The sequence below is a fragment of the Pseudomonas sp. ES3-33 genome (genome assembly GCF_000952175.1).
GTDB classification, from domain to species: domain Bacteria; phylum Pseudomonadota; class Gammaproteobacteria; order Pseudomonadales; family Pseudomonadaceae; genus Aquipseudomonas; species Aquipseudomonas gregormendelii.
Genome location: NZ_JZRI01000111.1, coordinates 18720 through 41420 on the forward strand (window position 1 = coordinate 18720; position 22701 = coordinate 41420).

Annotated in this window: 21 protein-coding genes and 1 pseudogene; 9 read left to right on the plus strand and 13 right to left on the minus strand. The window is 59.2% G+C overall.

Translation table 11 applies throughout. The features are described from left to right. The first annotated feature begins 30 nt into the window (after positions 1 to 30). A complete protein-coding gene (locus UB23_RS19005; RefSeq protein ID WP_045060843.1) occupies positions 31 to 513 on the plus strand; it encodes an acyl-CoA thioesterase in 483 nt (160 codons plus the stop codon). Positions 514 to 646: 133 nt separating this feature from the next. Here UB23_RS19005 and pdxY read toward each other — a convergent pair whose 3' ends face one another. After that, entirely contained in the window at positions 647 to 1519 is an 873-nt protein-coding gene (gene pdxY, locus UB23_RS19010) for a pyridoxal kinase PdxY (RefSeq protein ID WP_045060844.1), read from the minus strand. Between the two features lie 115 nt (positions 1520 to 1634). Between pdxY and UB23_RS19015 the strand changes: the two genes are divergently transcribed. Further along, positions 1635 to 2048 carry a DUF3301 domain-containing protein gene (locus UB23_RS19015; protein ID WP_045060845.1) on the plus strand — a complete coding sequence of 138 codons (414 nt, stop codon included), beginning with the start codon at positions 1635 to 1637 and terminating at the stop codon, positions 2046 to 2048. Here UB23_RS19015 and UB23_RS19020 read toward each other — a convergent pair. Beyond that, entirely contained in the window at positions 2045 to 3007 is a 963-nt protein-coding gene (locus UB23_RS19020) for a CobW family GTP-binding protein (protein WP_045060846.1), read from the minus strand. The genes UB23_RS19015 and UB23_RS19020 overlap by 4 nt on opposite strands. Positions 3008 to 3034: 27 nt before the next feature. Between UB23_RS19020 and UB23_RS19025 the strand changes: the two genes are divergently transcribed. Further along, on the plus strand, positions 3035 to 3391 hold the full coding sequence (locus tag UB23_RS19025; protein ID WP_045060847.1) for a hypothetical protein: 357 nt from the start codon (positions 3035 to 3037) through the stop codon (positions 3389 to 3391). Between the two features lie 3 nt (positions 3392 to 3394). Here the strand turns inward: UB23_RS19025 and zigA are convergent, their stop codons facing one another. Further along, positions 3395 to 4600 carry a zinc metallochaperone GTPase ZigA gene (gene zigA / locus UB23_RS19030; RefSeq protein ID WP_045060848.1) on the minus strand — a complete coding sequence of 402 codons (1206 nt, stop codon included), beginning with the start codon at positions 4598 to 4600 and terminating at the stop codon, positions 3395 to 3397. A gap of 105 nt (positions 4601 to 4705) precedes the next feature. Here zigA and folE2 point away from each other — a divergent pair, with 105 nt between their 5' ends. Next, positions 4706 to 5626 (plus strand): GTP cyclohydrolase FolE2, encoded by a 921-nt coding sequence (gene folE2 / locus UB23_RS19035; RefSeq protein WP_045060849.1) that lies wholly within the window; start codon positions 4706 to 4708, stop codon positions 5624 to 5626. Here the strand turns inward: folE2 and UB23_RS19040 are convergent. Next, complete coding sequence (locus UB23_RS19040; RefSeq protein WP_045060850.1) at positions 5593 to 6114, minus strand: DUF3617 domain-containing protein; 522 nt, start codon at positions 6112 to 6114, stop codon at positions 5593 to 5595. The two genes, folE2 and UB23_RS19040, sit on opposite strands and share 34 nt — an antisense overlap. 131 nt (positions 6115 to 6245) lie before the next feature. Between UB23_RS19040 and cls the strand changes: the two genes are divergently transcribed. Then, positions 6246 to 7685 (plus strand): cardiolipin synthase, encoded by a 1440-nt coding sequence (cls, locus tag UB23_RS19045; RefSeq protein WP_045060851.1) that lies wholly within the window; start codon positions 6246 to 6248, stop codon positions 7683 to 7685. Here the strand turns inward: cls and cfaB are convergent. Continuing rightward, a complete protein-coding gene (gene cfaB / locus UB23_RS19050) occupies positions 7682 to 8869 on the minus strand; it encodes a C17 cyclopropane fatty acid synthase CfaB (protein ID WP_045060852.1) in 1188 nt (395 codons plus the stop codon). The two genes, cls and cfaB, sit on opposite strands and share 4 nt — an antisense overlap. Before the next feature lie 264 nt (positions 8870 to 9133). Here cfaB and lpdA point away from each other — a divergent pair, with 264 nt between their 5' ends. Then, positions 9134 to 10534 (plus strand): dihydrolipoyl dehydrogenase, encoded by a 1401-nt coding sequence (gene lpdA / locus UB23_RS19055; RefSeq protein WP_045060853.1) that lies wholly within the window; start codon positions 9134 to 9136, stop codon positions 10532 to 10534. 6 nt (positions 10535 to 10540) lie between these two features. Here the strand turns inward: lpdA and UB23_RS19060 are convergent, their stop codons facing one another. Continuing rightward, entirely contained in the window at positions 10541 to 11014 is a 474-nt protein-coding gene (locus UB23_RS19060; RefSeq protein ID WP_045060854.1) for an Lrp/AsnC family transcriptional regulator, read from the minus strand. Between the two features lie 63 nt (positions 11015 to 11077). Here UB23_RS19060 and UB23_RS28725 point away from each other — a divergent pair. Further along, positions 11078 to 11209: pseudogene (locus UB23_RS28725) on the plus strand (LysE family translocator); the annotation flags it as partial. Here UB23_RS28725 and UB23_RS19065 read toward each other — a convergent pair. Genes UB23_RS19065 through UB23_RS19095 form a run of 7 tightly spaced genes read right to left on the minus strand, consistent with a single transcriptional unit; the run spans position 11210 to position 20408 of the window. Next, positions 11210 to 13384 carry a hypothetical protein gene (locus UB23_RS19065; RefSeq protein ID WP_045060855.1) on the minus strand — a complete coding sequence of 725 codons (2175 nt, stop codon included), beginning with the start codon at positions 13382 to 13384 and terminating at the stop codon, positions 11210 to 11212. Further along, on the minus strand, positions 13371 to 14567 hold the full coding sequence (locus UB23_RS19070; protein ID WP_045060869.1) for a DUF3142 domain-containing protein: 1197 nt from the start codon (positions 14565 to 14567) through the stop codon (positions 13371 to 13373). Before UB23_RS19070 ends, UB23_RS19065 begins: the two co-directional genes overlap by 14 nt. A 53-nt stretch (positions 14568 to 14620) precedes the next feature. After that, positions 14621 to 15457 carry a class I SAM-dependent methyltransferase gene (locus tag UB23_RS19075; RefSeq protein WP_045060856.1) on the minus strand — a complete coding sequence of 279 codons (837 nt, stop codon included), beginning with the start codon at positions 15455 to 15457 and terminating at the stop codon, positions 14621 to 14623. After that, positions 15451 to 16608: an acyltransferase family protein gene (locus UB23_RS19080; protein WP_045060857.1), complete on the minus strand. Its 1158-nt coding sequence runs from the start codon at positions 16606 to 16608 to the stop codon at positions 15451 to 15453. The genes UB23_RS19075 and UB23_RS19080 overlap by 7 nt, the downstream gene beginning before the upstream one ends. Further along, positions 16601 to 17488, minus strand: a complete 888-nt coding sequence (locus UB23_RS19085) for a class I SAM-dependent methyltransferase (protein WP_045060858.1) — start codon at positions 17486 to 17488, stop codon at positions 16601 to 16603. Before UB23_RS19085 ends, UB23_RS19080 begins: the two co-directional genes overlap by 8 nt. Continuing rightward, positions 17485 to 18789 (minus strand): glycosyltransferase, encoded by a 1305-nt coding sequence (locus UB23_RS19090; protein WP_045060859.1) that lies wholly within the window; start codon positions 18787 to 18789, stop codon positions 17485 to 17487. The genes UB23_RS19085 and UB23_RS19090 overlap by 4 nt, the downstream gene beginning before the upstream one ends. Continuing rightward, entirely contained in the window at positions 18783 to 20408 is a 1626-nt protein-coding gene (locus UB23_RS19095) for a glycosyltransferase (RefSeq protein WP_236695870.1), read from the minus strand. The genes UB23_RS19090 and UB23_RS19095 overlap by 7 nt, the downstream gene beginning before the upstream one ends. Before the next feature lie 406 nt (positions 20409 to 20814). Here UB23_RS19095 and UB23_RS19100 point away from each other — a divergent pair, with 406 nt between their 5' ends. Then, positions 20815 to 21729: a GDP-mannose 4,6-dehydratase gene (locus UB23_RS19100; RefSeq protein WP_045060860.1), complete on the plus strand. Its 915-nt coding sequence runs from the start codon at positions 20815 to 20817 to the stop codon at positions 21727 to 21729. Then, entirely contained in the window at positions 21726 to 22697 is a 972-nt protein-coding gene (gmd, locus tag UB23_RS19105) for a GDP-mannose 4,6-dehydratase (RefSeq protein ID WP_045060861.1), read from the plus strand. Before UB23_RS19100 ends, gmd begins: the two co-directional genes overlap by 4 nt. Positions 22698 to 22701 lie beyond the last annotated feature (4 nt).

Here is a 22701-nt window from a genome sequence, read left to right on the forward strand (position 1 = left end):
CAATAACCTGCCTTGAACCGTGAGCACTTTATGGAACCCGGAAACGCCCAACTGTCGATGACGGTATTGATGACCCCCGACATGGCCAACTTCTCTGGCAATGTTCACGGCGGCACTCTGCTCAAGTACCTCGACGAAGTCGCGTATGCCTGCGCCAGCCGTTATGCCGGCCGCTATGTGGTGACCTTGTCGGTGGACCAGGTGATCTTTCGCGAACCCATTCACGTCGGCGAGCTGGTGACCTTCCTGGCCTCGGTGAACTACACCGGCAACACGTCGATGGAAGTCGGGATCAAGGTCGTCACCGAGAACATTCGTGAACGCTCGGTGCGGCATACCAACAGCTGTTTTTTCACCATGGTGGCGGTAGATGACGACCGCAAGCCGGCCTCCGTTCCACCGCTGCAACCACAGAACAGCGAAGACAAACGCCGATATGTGCAGGCCCAGCAACGCCGGCAGATTCGTCAGGAGCTGGAAAAGCGTTATCAGGAGATCAAGGGCGACGCCTGAGGTCTGGTTCCGACCTTAGATAGCTTTCGCGGGCAAGCCCGCTCCCACAGGAAATCTGCCGGGTGCACAAATATTGTGTCCACTGACAATCTCTGTGGGAGCGGGCTTGCCCGCGAACGGGTTCAACGCAAAATCAGAGGCTGATCGCAGTCGCCTCAAACCGCACCCGCGGATGCGCAATGCGGTCCTGAGCCCGCACCAGTTCCAACTCGTAGCTGGCACACGCCTGGGTCTCCAGCAGCACTTCATGCACCGCCGACGCCGCGAATTCGAATGCCGCCACCAGGCTGTCCCCCAACAGCACTCGCGCCAGGAACAACCCTGAAGTCAGGTCGCCCACGCCCACCGGCTGCCGCGGGAACGCCAACAGCGGACGGCGCAAATGCCAGCTGTTCTCGGCTGTGACCAGCAGCATTTCGAACACATCCGCCGCTTTCCCGGGATAGTCCAGGTGCTTGACCAACACTGCCTTGGGGCCACGGGCCAGCAGTGCTCGCGCCATGGCCAGGCAGTCGAACAGCGATTGCGGGCGGCGCCCTGAAAAGCTGTCCAGCTCCAACTGGTTCGGGCACATGAAGTCGGCCACGGCCGCCGCTTCTTCCAGAAGGAAATCGCTGACCTCCTGCGGCACACTGCAGCCCTTCTCCGGGTGACCCATCACCGGGTCGCACAGGTATAACGCCTTGGGATTCATCGACTTGATCCGCGCCACACCGGTCAGGATCGCCCGTCCCTGGGCCGCACTGCCCAGGTACCCGGAGAGCACCGCATCACAATTGCCCAGCTCACCGATCGCCGCGATGCCTTCCACCAACGCCGGAATCTGTTGCGGCGACAAGACTTCCCCGGCCCATTGGCCGTACTGGGTATGGTTGGAGAACTGCACAGTGTTAAGCGGCCATACGTTTACCCCGACCCGTTGCATCGGGAAAACCGCGGCGCTATTGCCAGCATGGCCGAATACCACGTGGGACTGGATGGCGAGCAGATGGGGTGTACGTTTCATGCGCTGAGTTTCCGTCAAACGAAATTCGAGCCGCGCAGTATGCGACTAAACGCAGCCTGTACGACAGACCGGGGACACAGTTAAGCTGACACTATCTTGTTGGAGCACCCTGTTGATGCTGACCCTCGGAAATATCTTCGTGCTGATGCTGCTGGCCACCGCTGGCGCGTGGCTGTGGCATAACCATGGTTTGCGCGAACGTGCACTGGAGCGGGTCAAGCAGCACTGCGCCAAGCTGGGTATCGAGCTGCTGGACGGTAATGTCGCGCTGAAAAAAATTGGCTTCATGAAGGATGCCAACGACCGCCGGCGCCTGGCCCGTGTGTATAACTTTGAATTCACCGTAACCGGCGAAAGCCGTCATAACGGCACGATCACCCAGTTCGGCGCCCACAGCGCGCAGATCGAACTGGCGCCCTACCCGATGCCGTTCGATGAATCACCGGCGGTGGTCGACATCGTCAAACCCCGCGCTGAAGTGATCGAGCTGAGCCAATGGCGCCAGGATCACAACAAGTGGAGGCCTTAGAGCAGGCAATCAGCCAACGTCTCTTGTAGCGTCACCACATCCCCTGGGGCATCGAAGATCAACTCGATGCGCGAATCCAGGCGCCACTCACTGGGCCGCCATTGCAACGGCGAGTTATCCAGCGCATTGGCGGACACCCAACCTGCATCGCTGTGAATAACCAGCTTTGCCCGCCGCCACACCATGCCCTCAAGCCATCGACTGACGTGGGCCAATTGGAACGTCTGGCTCGGGTGCCAGCGCCAGCCAACGCTCCAGCTGCCCTGCTGTTCCTGACAGAGACAAATCGGCGTTGCAGGGTCAGTCCATAGTGCCGGCAGCTGTCCCAGCCCCTTGGGCGCGATGAAGTTATCCACAGCGGCCACAGCGCAAGCATCGAGCCCCGGTAGTGCGCTTAGCGGCAGTGCTGCGTGCCGGGTCCAGTGCAGTGGGCGCGCTGGCAGGCTGGCGGCGATGCGCTGGCGATCTGCTTCATTGAGCTGTTCCGACTTGTTCAGCAACAACAAGCCGGCGCTGTCCAGCGCCTCCTGTTGCGCCTGTGGCAAGGTTTTGCCAAGGGCTAGCGCCTGGGCATCCAGCACCAGTACACACGGCTGTACAGCCAGTACACCCAGCCACGGCCCCTCGTTCAGTTGCCTGAGCAATTGCGCCGGATGACCCAACCCGGACGGCTCGATAAACAGCCGATCGGGCCGTGCCTTGCGCAGCAGACGTCCCAGCCCTATCTGAAAAGGCGCACCGTTTACGCAGCACAAACATCCCCCGGCCACTTCACCCAGTGCGATACCATCGGCGTCGCTGGTTAATAGCGCTGCGTCCAGGCCGATCTGGCCGAACTCATTGATCAGCACTGCCCAACGTTCGTTCTGGGGCCGCTGCTCAAGCAACTGCCTGATCAGGCTGGTCTTGCCAGCACCCAAGGGGCCGGCAATGACGTGGGTCGGGATGTTCTGCAACATGATTGATGGATTCTAAGGGGGTAGAAGATGCGGTTGACGGGATTGTTGTTGCTCCTGGCGCTGACCTCAGACGAGGTACTGGCGCAGGCCTGCATGGTTCACAGTACCGCCGAGCGACTGGATGTGAAAGTGTGCCAGCAGAACCGCAACATACCGGAAAAACTCTTCGCCGATGGTTTTTGCCAGCCCAACCTGCCCGGGCAGAAAGTCGACGTGCAGTATGTGAACGAATGCCCTGCCGGGGCGTTTGGCGTCTGCAGCAACGCCCAGGTCGCCAATATGCCGTACCGGCAGGATATTCACTATTACGGTGTGGTGACCGATCAGGCGTACCTCAAGCCCTATTGCGAGGCACAAAGCCAGGGCAGCTGGCTCAAGCCTTGAGCCTCAGGCGACTTCCTCGTACCACGGTCCGAACGGGTCCGTCAGCTGTTGCCAGCCCGACACGCCCAATGCCATTTCTGCTTCAGTGAGCAAGCAGTCGTCCAGCTCGCCGGTGAGTTTTGCGAAGTCGATATTCTGGCCGATGAACACCAGCTCCTGGCGGCAATCGCCGGTGTCGACAGCCCAGTTTTTTCGGATTGCAGCGATGCTTTCGTCGTCCTGTGGCCACTGCTCCTGTGGCACAAAACGCCACCAGCGCCCAGCATATCCATGGCGCATCAAGCCGCCCGCCTGAGACCAGCTACCCGCGTCCATGTGCTTGCTGGCGAGCCAGAAAAACCCCTTGGAACGCAGCAATTTGCCATTTTCCCAGGAGCCGTTGATGAAATCGAAAAAACGCCGGGGATGAAAAGGTTTAAGCGCCCGATAAGCGGTGGAAGCGATGCCATACTCCTCGGTCTCCGGCAGGTGCTCACCGCGCAGCTCTCGCAGCCAGCCAGGGGCTTGGGCGGCCTTGTCGAAATCGAAACGACCCGTATCAAGGATTCTGCCCAAGGCAACTTCGCCCATGACCATTGGAATGATCTCTGCCTGGGCGTTAAGCCGCGCAAGAATCGCCATTAACTCCAAGCGTTCGCTGCTGCTGATCAGATCGACCTTGCTGATCAGAATGACGTCGGCAAACTCAATCTGCTCGATCAACAAGTCGGTAATGGATCGCTCGTCACCCTCACCCAGGGTTTCACCCCTTGATGCGAGGCTGTCTGCGGCCTGGTAGTCGAGGAGAAAGTTCACCCCATCAACTACCGTGACCATGGTATCGAGGCGCGCCAGATCGGCCAGGCTCTGTCCTTGTTCGTCGCGGAAGGTGAATGTTTCAGCAACCGGCAATGGTTCGGATATTCCCGTCGACTCGATCAGCAGGTAATCGAAGCGACCGTCCCTGGCGAGCTTGCTCACCTCCTCCAGAAGATCTTCGCGCAGCGTGCAGCAAATGCAGCCGTTGCTCATTTCCACGAGCTTCTCTTCAGCGCGGTTCAGGCTGACGTCACGCTGAACCTCACTGCCATCAATGTTGATTTCGCTCATGTCATTGACGATCACGGCCACCCGCAGGTTTTCGCGATTTCGCAGCACATGGTTGAGCAGCGTGCTTTTGCCCGCGCCTAAAAAGCCAGACAGCACGGTGACGGGTAGACGGTGGGGCATGCGAAATTCCTCGTAGGCATTGCACGCTCTTGTGAGAAAAGGCGTGGCAGATTCAATATGTAATAACATAACATAGAACATCTACCTCTACGATGGAACTGCCTCATGAACGCGCTGACGTTGCCGGATATCGCCACCCAGGCCTCCCACCAAACACTGCCGCTGGATTGGGTCGGCATGCGCGGGATTGCCATTCCCGTGGTGCTCAACGGCCAGCAATGCTCGGCAAAAGCCGATGCGGGGGTCAGCCTGGACGATGGCGACGCACGCGGCATCCACATGTCACGCCTATACCTGGCATTAGAATCGCTCGAGCAACAGGAGCTGACGCCTGCGCGCTTGAGCCAGGTACTGCAGTGCTTTCTGCGGAGTCATGAGGGACTTTCAAACAGTGCCTACCTCAATATTCACTTTGAGCTGCTGTTAAAAAGACCGGCACTGATCACCCAATTATCCGGCTGGCGGTCATACCCAGTGAGTGTTCAAGCGCGCCTGGAAAATGGAATGTTCCACGTGGAACTAAATGTCGAAGTCATCTACTCGTCGACCTGCCCCTGCTCAGCCGCCCTTTCGCGGCAACTGATCCAGCAGCAATTCATGAATGATTTCGCCAACAGGACTTTGCGGCATACCGAGGTGCTTATGTGGTTGGGTGGCGCAAATGGAATTGTTGCGACACCTCACAGCCAGCGCAGTAGCGCACAACTGCAAGCCCGGATAATTCCGAATGGGTGGGAGTTACCACTGGTAAAAATAATAGATGTGGCAGAAGCAGCGTTAGGCACCGCAGTACAAACAGCGGTTAAACGCGCCGACGAACAAGCTTTCGCGTTGGCAAATGGACAGAACCTGATGTTCTGCGAAGACGCCGCGCGACGTCTGCACTTTGCCCTCAAACACTGCGATGAAATCGACGGGTTTCAGCTACGCGTGGTGCATGCAGAGAGCCTGCATGCCCACGACGCTGTGGCACAGAGCGAATGGAATCGGGATCAGGCTCGAGGCTTGACCGTACCGCAATCCTGACCCAGCCACACGGCTCGAGTATCGAGGCTACCCTTCTGCTGAATACCGGTGGCATTGAATGTACCGTTGACCTTGGTAGTGAACTCACGATCGCTGAGGAAAGTGGCCACGCCGGTACCCTGTGCCTTCGGACAGCTGAACCGGAATTTCCACTGGTTGCCGGTACGCTCGGTGATTTCCTGCTTGCAGCCCGACTGAGGATCCGTCAGGGGGATATTGTCGGTCTTCACCTGTTCCGGAGTCAGGCAGGCGCGAATACCCTTGCCACCCATGGTGATGCCTTGCTTCTCCAGTTGAGCGCGTTGCTCAGGCGTCATCTGGCTCTGGATCTGCCCGAGAATCAGTTGCAGATCCGGGAGATCCTGGTTGTCGACCTTCATGTTGCTCGAGGTCAATTCCCACAAACCTGGCTGAAGCATCTGCGCCTGAGCGGCCACAGGAAGTGCCAAACCAAATGCCATGGCCAAACCCAGCAGACGAACGTTCATCGTGTAACTCCTGATCAGTAGTGGCCGTTAGACGTCAGCCACGGGCATCGGTTCATGGACCAATTAATTAGCGACATTCTGCACGGAACATGGTCTGTTAAGCATTGAATATTCAGGAGCAAGGTTGCCCCATGGATTACTTTGGACCGCACATTTTCGGCTACATGATTGCACTGCTCCATACGCTCGGCTCGATCGCGGCCATTCATGCAGTGCTCACCGTAAGGACGGCCCAAGGCTCGATCGCCTGGGCCCTGTCGTTGGTGTTTATCCCCTACTTCACGCTCATCCCCTACCTGGTGTTCGGCCGCAGTACGTTTGATGGATATATCAAGGCTCGCCGGCAGGCCAACGAGGAAATGCGCAAAGCGATCTCCGAGCTTAATTGGCGGCCCTGGGTAGAAGAGGCGCTGGCCGCGCGCGCATCCAGCGCCTACGCGTCCCTGCGAGCGATGCCTAAACTGGGACGAATGCCGTGCCTGGCGAACAATGAAGTGCGCCTGCTGATCAATGGGAAGGCCACCTTCGAAGCTATTTTCGCGGCTATAAGCTCCGCCAAAGAAGCGGTGCTGATCCAGTTTTTTATCATTCACGATGACCGCCTCGGCCAACGTCTGCAAAGCCTGCTGCTGCAAAAAGCCGCCGAAGGGGTGGCGGTTTATCTGTTGTATGACCGCATTGGCAGCCACTCCCTGCCCCACAGTTTTGTCCAGCCGTTGCGCGATGCTGGTGTTGAGGTCAAGGCGTTCGCCACTCGCAGCGGTTGGCTAAATCGCTTTCAGGTGAACTTCCGCAACCATCGAAAAATTGTGGTGGTCGATGGTGTGCTGGGCTTTGTCGGTGGCCACAATGTCGGCGACGAGTACATGGGCGAGAAACCACCGCTGGCACCCTGGCGTGATACCCACGTTGAAGTACGCGGCCCAGTCGTTGCCTGCATGCAGGAATCGTTTGCCGAAGATTGGTTCTGGGCGGCGCGCTCGCTGCCCCCGCTGATACTGCCTGACGTCTATCCGGATGACGGAGTGCTGTGCCAGTTGCTCGCCAGCGGCCCGGCAGATGCCTATGAAACCTGCTCACTGTTCTTCGTCGAGGCGATCCACGCAGCCACGCAGCGGGTCTGGATCACCAGCCCTTATTTCATTCCTGACGAAGCTGTTTTCGCCGCCCTGCGTCTGGCTGTGTTGCGCGGAGTGGACGTGCGCCTGCTGTTGCCATCGCGCCCGGACCACCGCATCGTCTATGCCGCGTCCAGCCTCTACGCTTTCGAAGCGGTCCGGGCCGGTGTTCGGGTGTTCCGCTACGAGCCTGGTTTTCTGCACCAGAAGGTGGTGCTGATAGATAGCGAGATCAGCGCGATCGGCAGCGCGAACCTCGACAACCGTTCGTTCCGGTTGAATTTCGAAGTGATGCTGCTGACAGTCGACAGTGCTTTCGCCGGCGAGGTGGAGCAGATGCTGAACGCCGATTTCGCCCTGGCCCATGAAATAGCCAAGGAGGAAAGCCGGGAGACCCATCGCCTGCAACAGATCGGCATGCGGATAGCCCGGCTGATTTCGCCAATTCTTTAAGGCGTATAGATGTCATCGCGGGTCCATGGCAGTTCATGGCTGCCATCAGGATGGGCTTTGACGGCAAGTATCTGGTGCAGGTTGATCCAGCCCCTGGCAAATGCGTAGGCACAGCCGGCCAGATACAGCCGCCAGATCCGCAAAGCCTGCTCCGGCACCTGCTTCGCGGCGGCCTCCAGATTGTCTTCCAGGCGCTCGCTCCAGTGGTCCAGCGTGCGCGCATAGTGCAGGCGCAAGCTCTCGACGTCGACGATCTCAAGGCCCACTTCACTGATCTCGGCCGAGATCATGGACAGGTGCGGCAACTCGCCATTGGGAAACACGTACTTGCCGATGAAGTCACCCGCCCCGCGTCCAACCGGACGCCCATCGGTATGTTTAGCGGTAATGCCATGGTTCATCACCAGGCCGCCCTCTTTTACCGCGCCAAAAAGCGTCTTGCAGTACTCCGGGAGATTAGCGTGCCCGACGTGTTCGAACATGCCGACACTGACCACTTTATCGAAGCGACCATCCTGAGGCAGGTCGCGGTAGTCGAGCAGTTGCAGTTCTACCAGGTCGTCCAGCCCCTCGGCGGTGACTCGCTCCCTGGCCAGCGCCAGTTGTTCCTTGCTGAGCGTGATTCCGAAAACTTTCGCGCCGAATTCCCGCGCGGCATACCGCGCAAGCCCACCCCAGCCGCAACCCACGTCGAGTAAATAGTCACCGGGTTGCAGTCGCAGCTTGCGGCAAAGGTGACGAAATTTTGCTTGTTGTGCCTGCTCCAGGGATTCGCTGCCGGTCTCGAAATAGGCGCAGGAGTACGCCATGTCACTGTCGAGCCAGAGCTGGTAGAAGGCGTTGGAAAGATCGTAGTGATAGGAAATGGCCTTGGCGTCGGTTTCCTTGTCATGCACGGTGCGCACAAATTGACCGGCGTCGTCCTCATCCATCAAGGCCTGGCTCCATTGATCGCAGACGCGAATGACGTCGGTGATTGAACCTTCCAGCTCAAGTTTGCCTTCGACGTACGCTGCTCCCAACGCATCCAGACTCGGATGGGTGAACTGGGAAACCATCTGTGGGTCCTTGACCACAATAGTGACACTAGGCGCCGGCCCCAGATTGAATTCATGGCCATCCCAAAGTCTCAAGCGAAGCGGCAACTGCAGATTCTGTAAGGCCGGTGGAATACGCGCGAGCATGGAGAATCCCCCTTGTTTCAGACGTCTGATGAGAGGTTAGACCATCCTGGAAAAATAGCTGGCTATCGATTTAACGGGCTTTCCAGGGATCTTCCGGTCAAAAAAACACCAGAACCTGCACCCTCCTCCCAGATGACTCCCGGAAACTGCTGGAGTTCTGAAAATTATGATTGCCCTGCCGAGGGCGCATGAGACATATTATGTCCATAATATTAACCCCGGACTACTTTTAACTTCCGATGATCTTCCATCCAGGAGAACAGCATGAGCACCTACGACATCGTGATACTGGGCGGCGGCCCTGGCGGCTACAACGCAGCAATCCGGGCCGGCCAATTGGGCCTGAAGGCCGCCTGCGTCGAAGGTCGCACCACGCTGGGAGGCACCTGCCTGAACGTTGGCTGCATGCCGTCCAAAGCGTTGTTGCATGCCTCGGAGCTCTACGAAGCGGCCATCGGGGCGGAATTTGCCAACCTGGGCATCGAGGTCAAACCGGTGCTGAACCTGGCGCAGATGATGAAGCAGAAAGACGAAAGCGTTAGCGGCCTGACCAAAGGCATCGAGTTCCTGTTTCGCAAGAACAAGGTCGACTGGATCAAGGGTTGGGGCCACATCGATGGCCCGGGCAAAGTCACGGTAACCGACAGTGAAGGCGGCAAGACCGAGCTCGGCGCCAAGGACATCATCATCGCCACCGGCAGCGAACCCACGCCCCTTCCCGGAGTCAGCATCGACAATCAACGAATCCTCGACTCCACTGGCGCGCTGTCACTGGCTGAAGTGCCCAAGCATCTGGTGGTGATCGGCGCTGGGGTAATAGGTCTGGAGTTGGGTTCGGTATGGCGGCGCTTGGGAGCGCAGGTCACCGTAGTGGAATTTCTCGACCGCATCTGTCCAGGCGTTGATGCAGAGGCAGGTAAAACACTGCAGCGTTCGTTGAGCAAACAGGGGATCAGCTTCAAGTTGAGCTCTAAAGTCACCAGCGCCACCTCGTCCGCAACCGGAGTGCAGCTAAGCGTTGAGCCCGCTGCGGGAGGTACCGCCGAGCTGCTGGAGGCCGACTACGTCTTGGTGTCCATCGGCCGCCGGCCTTACACCGAGGGCCTGGGGCTGCAGAACGTGGGCCTGACGACGGACAAGCGCGGGATGCTCGCCAACAAAAGGCATCGCACCGAAGCCGCTGGAGTCTGGGTGATTGGCGACGTGACTTCCGGGCCGATGCTGGCGCATAAAGCCGAAGACGAAGCCATGGCCTGCGTGGAACAAATCGCCGGTAAAGCGGGCGAGGTCAATTACGACCTGATCCCCAACGTGATCTACACCCGACCGGAACTGGCCAGCGTCGGCAAGACCGAAGAGCAGCTCAAGGCTGAAGGTCGGGGGTATAAGGTCGGGAAGTTTCCCTTTACCGCCAACAGTCGCGCGAAGATCAACCATGAAACCGAAGGTTTCGCGAAAGTGCTGGCTGATGAGCGCACCGACGAAATTCTGGGCGTGCACCTTGTGGGCCCCAGTGTCAGCGAGATGATCGGCGAATATTGCGTGGCCATGGAGTTCAGCGCTTCAGCCGAAGACATTGCACTGACCTGCCATCCCCACCCTACCCGCTCCGAGGCTCTGCGTCAGGCGGCGATGAATGTGGAGGGGATGGCAACTCAGATGTAGCCCATGCTAGAGCGGCAGGTGCTCCAGGGGCAACGCGCCTGGAGCCTTTACGGTGTTGATGGCAAAGTTGCTGCGAATGTCACTCACGCCGGGCAGTTTCAACAGCTGGCCCGTGAGGAAACGGTCGTAGCCGCGCAAGTCCGGCACTACCACCTGCAGCAGAAAATCCGATTCGCCCGATACCAGGAATGCCGAAATCACCTCCGGCAATGCGGTTACAGCCAGGCGAAACGCCTCGGCCTGTTCGTCGTTATGGCGTTCCACCTTGACCCCGACAAACACCGTCAGCCCCAAGCCTACCTCGTCACGGTCCAGATTGGCCTGATAACCCCTGATCACTCCGGCCTCTTCCAGCATCCGTACCCGACGCAAGCACGGCGAGGCGGATAATCCGATCTCGTCGGCCAGTTGCACGTTGCTCAGGCGACCATCCCGTTGCAGGGCGGCAAGGATCTTGCGGTCGTAGGCGTCGAGCTTCATAGGTTGGCAGATTCCAATGGTGGAAAGGCAATAAACCAGTAGATTGTGCCACACACATGTTTCTACGCAGTGACCGGCGCCGCACTGGGCCGTTGGCTGCAACACAGCCCTTCGGCCCAGGGCTTGCAGCAATGGCTGTTCGGCAGCCTGCTGATCGGTTTGGCGATACGTCTAACGTTCGTCCAGCAGGCTTGATCAGGCTTGCTTGCGCCGCTTGTGCCGGTTGATCAGCAGCAGCGCAAAGGCGGTAAATGCCACCACCGCGCCAAGTTGCAGCCACGCTTTATACGGCCGCAAGACGTTACGGACCGGGCTGATGGCCTGCGTCACGTAACGTCGGTCGGCCTTCCCAAAATCCGGGGACGGGCAGCGCTCACCGAAGTGAACAGCCCAATCGACATACGGCCCTTCGTTGACGTACCGCCGATAAAATACCTGTTTCTGCTCTGGATCCGCGTTCCAGCCAGTTGCCGCACACAAAACAGCGGCAAATGCCTGGCTGGTATGCGGCAAGTTATCGGCGGCCCGAGTGGCAAGGTCGTTGGCGAGATAGCGGTAGTGATAACGCAGGTCTGGCTGTGCAGCGCTGGCTTGCTGACGGCTGAACTCTTCCTGCGCCAACAGTGGCCCCACTTTCAATTCGGTGCTTTGAAGGCTGTAGTTGCCTTCGAAAGTCGCGTAGTCGGGGGACATCTCATAGCCCAGTAACTCCATGCCGAAGTGACGGCTCAAGTCGGCCGCATGGAAGTACGCAAATGCCCTTTTGGTCGGCCACCATTTTGATTCTGCATCGTGGCGCAGCTCGCCGTACCACTTCGCCAGGCTGAACAACCGGGGGTTATCGAAGTAAACCGGCGCTTCGTTGTAGCGTCCTTCGCGCAGCAACCGGCGGCCGAGCAGGTTGCGTAGTTTGGCCGCGACCGTTAGCGGGGCTGCAACCTGGTCGCCACCTTCTGCTTCTTTTTTGGCCGCATAGGCCTCAACATCCTGCTGGCTAAAGGGCGTTGGCACCTGCACGTTGGTATCGACGTAATGCTTGAGCTCATCGACAGTCAGCACGCTCTCGGCCAAGGTCGCCGCGTCCAACCAGTAGATGTCCTGGCTGCGGTAGAGTTGATCAAACGCTTGCAGGTAATCCCCACGCTGCAGCGCCAGAATTGCACTCTCACCCTCGACCCGACATTTGGGCTGCAGCGACTCGTAATCAAAATCCGGGGTCCTGCGCTCACCCCATGATTCGTTCTGCGGGAAGGCCTGAGCAGCTTTGGCATAGGCTGCGGTTGCCGCGACTTTGTCGCCATCGCGCAGCGCCAGCTTCGCCCGTAGCCACCAAGCCAGGCCGCCGTCCCCGGCGTGCTCAAGAAAGGCTTTTGCGCTGGCGTAATCACCTTGTTGATAATTGACCGCCGCCAGCCGATCGGCGTTTTCCAGGGTCCCGCGCGTGCTGTTTTGAAGCAGCTTGATCAGCTTTAGTTCGTTCGGCGGTTGTTCCCCGAATGACCAGCCCAGTCGGCTGATCAAGGAAGCCGTCACCAGTTGCTGCACTGGCTTTCCCTGGAGCAATTGCGCCAAAGACGCTTCGGGCATCGCGGCCAATTCAGCCACCAGTTGCTTCAAGGAGCTGTAGCCCACTGGCGATCCGTGCCGGTTCTGCGTGGCATACAGCTCAATGGCGCGGTTCCAGTCACCTGCGGTGCGAACCACACGGGCTTCTTCGCCGAGGCTGGCGACTCCCAACTCCAAGGGGTCACTGAAGCCGTCAATGCTCAGTTGACGGGTCTGCTCGAAAGCAAGCCGGGACTGGGCCAACAGGCTTGGCACTGCATCCACTTGCGAGTTCATCGCGAACAATGCCCGTCCCAGGGAATAGGCGGCCCAGGTGCTGCGTAGCGGGCGCTGATCTGCCGGCAGTGCCAATACTTTGTGAAAGTACTCGACAGCCAGCGCGTAGTCAGCTGCATTGAAGGCCGCCGCGCCCGCCAGGTAGAACATGAGTTCGGGCGGCAGTGCTTTGCCGTCGACTTCAACTTGGCGCGCGTCGGCCACACTGCGCAGTTGCTTAACCAGAGCCTGTTGTTCCACAGACAAACCGACCTGCTCTGCCAGATCCCGCGAGCTGGGTTGGCCTGCTTCTTCGCCGTAACTGTAATCTTGACTGCCAGTAGCGGGCGCGATGTTCTTCAGCCCGGCAATCGAGCCTCCAAGGCGACTGACCTCGAAGTTGAAGTTGCCCTCCGGCAGCTCCGACAGGGTCTGCCCCCGGTTGTCCAACAGCCGCATGGGGAAGTCCGGGCCACAGGCCAGCACTGACCCCAGTGGCAGGCTGAGGGTCAGGCATAGCAGATGATGTGGCCACTTACGGATCAACATGTGACGCTCCTTGATCAATTTTTGCGCAGCGTGCCCAACCAATGGCGCGCTGCCCCTGTGCCGCTACTCGGCCCTCTCGTAGACGGCTGAAGGTCAGGCTGTTTGAAGTCTGCTGCATTGAATAACCGGCCAGCGCATCCGCACCTTCACAAGCGCTAGCCGCCAGCGTCACCCGTTCGGGCCATGGGCTGTCGAGATTGCCTGAGTTGATGATGCTGATTTCGAACAAGCCTTGATGCTCTGAAAGTTGCAACGTCACCTGGCTTCGGAGCGCCTCACCGCGTGCTACAGCGCGCAGCATGGTCAGGCTCCAGGCCCGGCGATCAATCGCCAGCGGTAATCTGAACCAGATTAGACCTGCGAGGTGCTCCGGGGGATTATCCCGCAGTTCCAGGCCAAGCTTGCGAAGTTGCTGGGGATCGGCCATTAACTCCTGGCGGTCACCGTCGCGCTCAAGGGGTACTTCGCTTTCTACGATCGGCCCGCCACTGCTCGCCGGCAACAACGCCACGCCATATGCAGGCAGTGCCAGGTAAAACGGTTTCGAGGTTTTGCGTGACCAAGCCGCGGTCCATTTTTTTGTTTGTTCCACGTGGAACAAACCTGTTCTTGGATCGCTGACTGCGTGCACTTGCAACACGCTGCTATCGACGGAGGATAAAAGTGCCGGCAACTCCGGGCTGTTCAGCCAAGCGGGTAATGCAGTGATACTCAGCGCCATGGAGGCCGGTAGAACCTGGCGCAATTCGCTCAGCAGATTTCGATAGGCCGGCAGTCGAGCAACACCGGCATCGTGGTCGATTTCCACCCCGGCCAATGTCAACCCCTGCCCTTGCCAATCAGTGATCAAGTGTTGGACCTGCGCAATGACTTCATGCGAATCCAGAGACTTCAACTGACCATCAAGCCGGATTACCGCGATCAGCGGGCGACCATCTTGTCGTAACAGATGGGCGTCAACTTGCGCCCGACTCCAGCCGGCTTGAGGAAATGACTGTAGAGCGAGTACACGCAGCGTAGAGAAATCAGCCCGGCTGTCACGCAAGGCGTGTTGATGAGCAGGCAGCCACTGGCGTTGCCAGATGTAGAGTTGCTGATCGAGCGCAGGCGCCTCGGGTTGCCCACAGCCGGCGAGCATCAGCAGCGGGAAAAGCAGTGCCCACCGTCGGATTGAAAACCCCATGAACATCTATCCCATCCAACACAGGGTTGCAGGGTACACAGAATCCGGTGGGATCAGGGCTTACGCGCAATGATCACCTGACTCTTGGCCACTACCGCATCCAGGGCCTGTTTGATCTGTGCGCCCCGAGGCGAAGCGAGAATTGCCTGCCAGGTATCGGCCCAGTGATTGAGTAAAGGATGGTCCGCATTGCTGAAGTCCACTTTGGCTTCCCAGAACAGAAGCATCCACATCGACCAGTAAAAACCGTATTGGCTATGGCTGATCACTTCCAGCCCCGCGTCGCTGACCATTGCCTTGAATTGTTCTTCGCTGATGATGCGAATGTGATTGGGCTTCTGAAAGTACTCGGGCGCGGCAATGTCTTTTTGCAGGTCTTCGGAACTTGGATGCGGCACGCTGAGTAGATATAGCGCTCCCGGTTTGCCGACCCGTACCAGTTCGGCAAGAAACTGCGCAGGGTCATCGACGTGCTCGATTACTTCAGTGGAGACCACTCGAGTCGCGGTTTCGTCAGCAATGGGCAACGGGTCGCAATCGGTGACGTGGCACTCAATGCTCCGAGCCGGTGTATCTGCCAGGCGTTGCCGGGTCGCCTCGACCTTGGCCGCGTCGATATCGGCGATGATGATATTCGCCCCGCGCATTGCGCAGAAATGCACGTTACCGCCGTCACCGCAGCCAACGTCCAGCAAGGTGTCTTGCGCGGTGACCGGGAAGCCGGTGAACAGCTCGCCGGTTTGCTGGTTGAACCAGCCACTGAGCATCGCGTCATGCAGGCCGAGCATGTACGGATCGACCTTGTCGGGTGCTGCGGCCAGCGGTGTCGGCTCCGGCATCGGTTGCGCGGGAGGCGTGCCCGCCGCGAGTTTCTTCAACAGTCTCAGCATGAGGTTGCTCCAGAGGATGGGACGGCGTTTGGGGGCAAGCTCAGGCGCTGCACCAGCGATACGCCACGACGGCGCATGGGCATTTCGACAAAGCGATAGTTGAGTTCACTTAAAACCGCGATCAGCCCGAAGGCGATCAACAATGTAGGGATCGGGTGCCCGCCAGGGTTCGGCAAGTTGGCTGCCTGCAAACGAAAGATGCCTTCGCGCACCAGCAGATAAGCCGGGATGTGGATCAGGTAAATCCCGTAGGAACGGCTGCCCACCCAGGTCATCAGGCTTTTGAACAGACAGCCGGGCATCAGGTAGTCACGATTGTAGGAAGCGATCCAGACCAGCAACGCACACAGCAGTGCAATCACGCCAATACGGTAATGAGTGAGCGTGAAGCGATCAGTGGCGATGAAACCCAGCACCAGCGACACCGCGAGCAATGCAGCCAGACCAGCCCAGGGACGGCGCAGGAATGTCGGTTCCCAGCGTCGGTAGGAAGGCTGCGCGCTCCAGATGGCCAGCAGCACGCCGAGGGCCAGCGCATCGGTTCTGATCACCATCAATATCGGCGTGCGCAAAGTGAACAGTTGCACCGCCACCAACAGGACTAGCGCCCAGACCAGGTATTTGCGACAGAGCAAAATCAGCAAGGGGAACAGCAGGTAGAACTGCTCCTCCAACGACAGACTCCAGTACACGAAACTGGTGCCATATTCGTAATTGTAAAAGCTGTCGGCGAAGCGAAAGTTGGCGTACTGGGCAATGCCCGCCAGGGTCGCCTGCAGATTCGCCTGCAGGGTGCCGAACGCGCCGGAGCGGTTGAGAAACAGGCACGCCAGCAACATCAGCGCCAGCCATAACCAGGCTGACGGTAACAAACGAAAGGCCCGCCGCAGCCAGAAGTTGCGGGTTTCCTGCCAGTATTCCTGCCGCGTGCTGCAACCTTGCAGCGCCGGGATCAGGCTGCGCGCGATGACGAAGCCGGAGATGGCGAAGAACAAATCAACGCCCCACCACGGCTGCGTGTACAGGGTGATGCGTTGCAGCAGCGGAACACTCGCCGCGAACAGGCTGTCCTGCAGGTGGTGAAACAAAACGCCCAGTACCGCAATACCGCGAAGCAACTCGATATCCATGATGCGCTTGCTGCTACTCATGGTGTCCTCCTGGACGTGCCCCGGTATCCATCGGTTTGCGGGCAATGATGACCTGGCTCTTGGGCATGAACCGGTCAAGCATCTGCTTGATCGCCAGGCCGTCGGGGTGCGACAGCAAGTCCTGCCAGGTTTTCGCCCAGCTCTCCATCAACGGCGGATACGGCGCCTGAATACGGTCGCGAACCGCGCCACCCACGTCACGTCCGGCAGCCCTCTCGCTCGCCCAGAAAAAGATCATGCCCATCACCCAGAAAAACCCGCTGGCCTGACGATGCTCGATGACCAGGCCCGCCTCCTCCACCATGGTGGCGAACCGTTCGGGGGTGAAAATCTGCACATGATTGGGTGTCTGGAAATAACTGGCGGGAGCGATGCCCTTTTGCAAATGCTCGCCCACCGGTGCTGGAACGCTCAGCAGATACAGCGCCCCGGGACGCCCCATGCGCACCAGTTCAGCCATGAAGGGTTCAGGTTGGTCGATGTGTTCGAGCACTTCCATGCATACGATTTTGCTCGCGCAACCGTCGGCCAGCGGCAGCGGCAAGCTGTTGCTGACCAGTCCCAGACTGGCCTGGCTCGATTGCGCGGCCACTTGCCTGGCCAGGTCACGCACCTTGTCGTGCTCGCTGTCGGTGAAGATCACCGAGGCGCCCTGGCGAATCGCGAACAAGGTCGCCACGCCTTCGCCGCATCCGACATCCAGCAGCGTGTCGTCGGCGTTAATGGCAAAACCCTTGAGCAACTCGCCGGTTTCGCCGAGGAACCAGCCATCGAGTACTGCATCGTGCAAGCCGACGTCTCTGGGCGATACCGGGCTTAGGGGCACGGTCAAAGGCGCCGACGGTGCCGGCCACAGCTTTGCCAACAGACGGCGAATCATGCGCTGGACGCTTGCAAGGTCAGTGCTTTGCGCCGCTCCAGCAGCTGTTCGAAAAACGCCTGCAGGCGCTGTTCGGTGCTGTCCTGACTACAGAAACCCTGAAGTCGGCTGACAGCATGGGCCGACATCCTTTCATACCGCCCGACATCGTTTTTGGCGACCTCGTAGCTGGCCCGGTAGGCGGCGCACAGCGAGTCCCAATCAGTGGTGTAACGCAGGGTACGAAATGCCGCCCGGGGATCGTGCGGCCAGGCGGTCAGTTCTTCTGTCGAGTCGACGATGAACGCGTTGTCACTGTCCACGTAGTCGGCCATCGCTGTGTTCAGCGGCGCAATCGCCGGCTTGCCGCACGACATGAATTCCATCAACGGCAGGCACTGGCCTTCGCCGTAGGAGCAATTGACGACGTAACTGGTGGCCTCTACCAGGCGCTCGTAGTCAAGGTCTGCGAGGTAGCCATGGATCAGCACGATGCGGCACTGATAGGTCTGATTCTTGTAGACGTGGTGCAGCATGTCGTTGAGTGCATCGGCGATGTCATGGTGAGTGAGCTTGAGCACCAGGGTCGCATCGGCCGACTCGCAGAAGGTGCTGCAGAACGCACTGATCATGTCCTTCCAGTTCTTGCGCCCGTCGTAGGGGTTGAAGACCGAGGTGTAGACCACGCCATCAAGCAGCAACTCGCAATCGCGCACCGGGCCATCGAACTCGATCGGAGTGCCTTCGCGCAAGCGCTCCGGTCCGTAGGGGCGCAGATCTGCGGTACGACTGTCGATCATCAGGCCGCGCAGATTCAGGCGAATCGCTTCAGCGACCGGGCACTTGAGCAAGTGCTCGCCGCGCGCGGCAAAGCGATCCCAGACTGGCGCCGGGATCGCGCAGATCGGATACTCGGGCCCCATTACATCGCGAACGGTTTTTACGGTGAAACTGGAATGAGTGATCGCCATGCCGCTGGCCGCCAGTACCACCCGCCAGTCATGCCGCGGTTCCCCATGCCAGCTTTCAGTGGGGATGGTGCTGAACTCCCAGGCGAACACTGCAATGGTCGGGCAGGCATAGCTGATGGGTGTGCGGTGCGGCGGCGAGAAGGACAGGAACACACAGTCCTCTCCCCTGCTCTGGCAATCGAAATACAGGCGGTCGACCAACTCGTCAGGGTCGCTGACCTCGATCACCTGGCCCAGGCGTTCCAGCACCGGGCGAAACTCCTTGAGCACGAAGTAGTAGCTGTACTCGGGCCGGCCCAGATTCTGCTGGATGTTGCTCTTGTTGGTTTCCGAATGAATGATGATCAGCATGCTGCAGTCCCTGTCCTGGCGGCCGCTGGCGCAGCGGCGATGACCGGGGCCTGCCCAAAGAACTGCGCCAGGCGCTGCTGCACTGGCATAAAACTGCAGTAGTCGCGCATCCGCTCGCTGGCGGCGTCGGCCATGGCATGCCAGGCCTGCGGCTGGTCTTTGGCCATGGCGTAACTCTGTGCATAAGCGGTTTTCAACGAGCCCCAATCCGGACGATGGCGCAGGGTCCGGTAGAGGATGCGCGCGTCTTCCGGCCAGATCGTCGGCTCGCGACTGGACTTCACGACAAAGGCCACGCGTTCGTCGATGTAATCGCGCATTGCGGTGTGGTCCGGGGCGATAACGGGCCGTGCACACGACATGAATTCCATCAGCGGCAAGCACAGGCCTTCGCAGCGTGATGCGTTGACGTAAAAACTCGCGGCGCCGTACAACTGCGCAAATTCTTCATCCTGCAGATAACCGTGCATGACCACCACCCGACAGGCGAACGGTGACAGTTGCGAGAGCAAGGTCATGAGTTCGACGTAATAGGTGGAGAGGTCGTTCTGAGTCATCTTCAGCACGAGCGTAGCGTCTGGTGCATCGCGCAATGCCCAGCAAAACGCGGTGATCAGATGGTGCCAGTTCTTGCGCCCGTCGTCGGGATTGAACACGCTGACATACACCACACCACTGACATCGATGGAGACTGTCGTGGTGGTATCGGGCAAAGCGGATGGCGCCGGTTCGACTAGCTCGACCGGCTCGGCAACCTCGGGAGCAACTGGCAGTGGTTGCATTGGCAGTGCCGGCTTGCGAAGCCTGGTTAACAAGGGGCGAACGGCGTCCGGCACCAGATCGCGAGCGGCTTCGCGATACCACAGCAGCAGGTTGTGCTTGAGTGCCCGGTAGACTTCGCGCACGTAATGCCGGGTAATGAATGCACGGCGGCGGATGGTCAATGGTGGCGGTGGCGGTGGCGGTGGCGGCTCCGGTACTACTTCCGGCTCAGGCTCGATCTGCGCCACTGACTCTTCAATCGGCGGTCCAAGCAGGCCATCGGCGGACAAGCCCATCACATGGCTGTCGAGGATGCAGCCTTTGATCTGCAGCGTGGCGCCCGGATTTACCGGGGTGCCCGGATAGTGCTGGCGCACCTCGGCAAAGCGTTCCCACAAAGGCGTCGGCAGTACGAGCACAGGGAAATCGGCACCCAGGGTTCGGCGGATGGCTTCGGCTGTATGGGTGGACAAGGTGATCACCCGGCCCAGGCGCGCCAGTGTCTGGCTCCAGTCCTGGCGTGGATCGTTGTCCCAATGCTCGGCAGGAATGGTGTCGAATTCCCAGGCAACCACACACACCATTGGGCATTGAATATCGGTCGGGGTCTTGTGCGGCGGTGCAAACGAAATGAACAGGCTATCCTGCCCCGCTTGCTGCAACTGCCGATAGAGCGGATCCACTTCGGCGCTCGAGGCTACGACATGAACCTGCCCAAGACTTTCGAACAAGGGTCGATACGCCTTGAGCACAAAATAGTAACTGTACTCGGGACGGCCGAGACTCTGGCTGATGGAGGTGTCGTTGACGTCGGAGTAGAGAATGAAATTCATGGCATCCCATGGTGAAATCGCCATCCCGGCAACCTCACTCTGTGACGGAGAAGCCACGGATCGGGGCAGCATTTACTAACCCTCGTCCATCGTCTTCGTGCCCGTCTTCGTTCTTGTTTTAATGGTCAGTTTCTCGCAGTTTCACAACGACGCTGCCGAACCTTGGGTAATCGTGACGAGGGCCATTCTAAACACATCCGTTGAGGATCCGTGAACCGCCCGACGAGAATAAATCGGGCTACGGGGACCAGAACTGATCAGTCACGGTTGGACCTGTTGAAATTACCGCGCAATTGGCACAGATTGGCAGCCAAACAATTACAACAAATCGTTTCGCCAGTCTTTCGACCCAGTAATCCACCGGGTCTGCCAGACATCTCCGACCAAACTGTGGGGAATGGACGAAAATGTATGACCAAGGGGCTGCTGTTTGAAAAAGCGTCTGTTCGTTACGGGTCTCAGCGGTTTCGTAGGACAACACATCCAATCCCGCCTGCTGGCTGATGCCGCGCAGTGGGAGCTACTGACCGTCCCTGGCCGCTATGATCTCGCAGACCCGCAGAGCCTTGAAGGCCTGTGGCCGGAACTGCCGGATGCGGTCATCCACCTGGCCGGCCAGACCTTCGTACCCGAAGCGTTCCGTGATCCGGCACGCACACTGAACATCAACCTGCTCGGTACGCTGAACCTGCTGCAAGCCCTCAAGGCTCGCGGCTTCACCGGCACGTTCCTGTACGTCAGCTCCGGCGACGTCTACGGCCAGGTCAGCGAAGACCATTTGCCCATCACCGAACTGCAACCGCCCTGCCCTCGCAATCCGTATGCCGTGAGCAAACTCTCCGCGGAGTTCCTGAGTGTGCAATGGGGTTTGAGCGAAGGCTGGCCGGTACTGGTCGCCCGCCCGTTCAACCACATCGGCACTGGCCAGAAAGAAAGTTTTGTCATCGCCAGCGCCGCCCGCCAGATCAATCGCATCAAACAAGGCCTGCAAGCACCGCAACTGGAAGTCGGTGATATCGACGTCACACGCGACTTCCTCGACGTGAGCGACGTGATCTCGGCTTACCTGGCGTTGCTGGAAAAAGGCACACCCGGCCAGGTCTACAACGTGTGCTCGGGGCGCGAGCAAAGCATTCGCAGCCTGATCGAACAGCTGGGTGACCTCGCGCAAGTCGACCTGCAACTGGTTCAAGACCCTGCCCGACTGCGCCGCGCGGATCAGCGCCGGGTATGCGGCAGTCATGCCAGGCTCGCCCAGACCACCGGTTGGGCGCCGCAAATCACTACACAACAAACCCTGCGGGCGATCCTGTCCGACTGGGAGATACGGGTAAGACAAGAATGACAAAAAGTGCACTGATCACAGGGATCACCGGACAGGACGGCGCTTATCTGGCCAAACTGTTGCTCGACAAGGGCTATAGAGTCCACGGCCTGGTTGCGCGGCGCAGCAGCGACGCACGCTGGCGACTGCGCGAAATGGGGGTCGAGGCCGACATCGTTTACCTGGACGGCGACATGGCCGATGCCTGTTCCATCCAGCGCGCAGTGATCAAATCGGCGCCGGACGAGGTCTACAACCTGGCCGCACAGAGTTTTGTTGCAGCCTCCTGGTCGCAACCGGTAACCACCGGCATTGTCGACGGGTTGGGCGTCACGCACCTGCTTGAAGCGATCCACCAGTTCAGCCCGCATACCCGTTTCTACCAAGCATCCACCAGCGAAATGTTTGGCCTGATCCAGGCGGAGCAGCAGGACGAAAATACGCCGTTTTACCCGCGCAGCCCTTACGGCGTGGCCAAGCTCTATGGCCACTGGATCACCGTGAACTATCGCGAGAGCTACAACCTGCACGCCAGCAGCGGCATCCTGTTCAACCACGAATCACCGCTGCGCGGCATCGAATTCGTGACGCGCAAGGTCACCGACGCAGCCGCTCGCATCAAGCTGGGCAAACAGCAGGAACTGCGCCTGGGCAACATCGATGCCAAGCGCGACTGGGGTTTTGCCGGCGACTACGTCGAAGCCATGTGGCTGATGTTGCAACAGGACAAACCCGATGACTTCGTGGTCGCCACGGGGGTAACCACCACGGTGCGCGAAATGTGCCGGATCGCCTTCGAGCACGTCGACCTGAACTACCGTGACTTCGTGAAGATCGACCCGGCGTTTTTCCGCCCGGCCGAAGTTGAAGTGCTGCTCGGCAACCCGGCCAAGGCTCAGCGAGTGCTGGGCTGGAAACCAAAAACCGACCTGGATACCTTGATCCGCATGATGATGGATGCGGACATGAAACGCGTCGCCAAGGAGTAGGCCC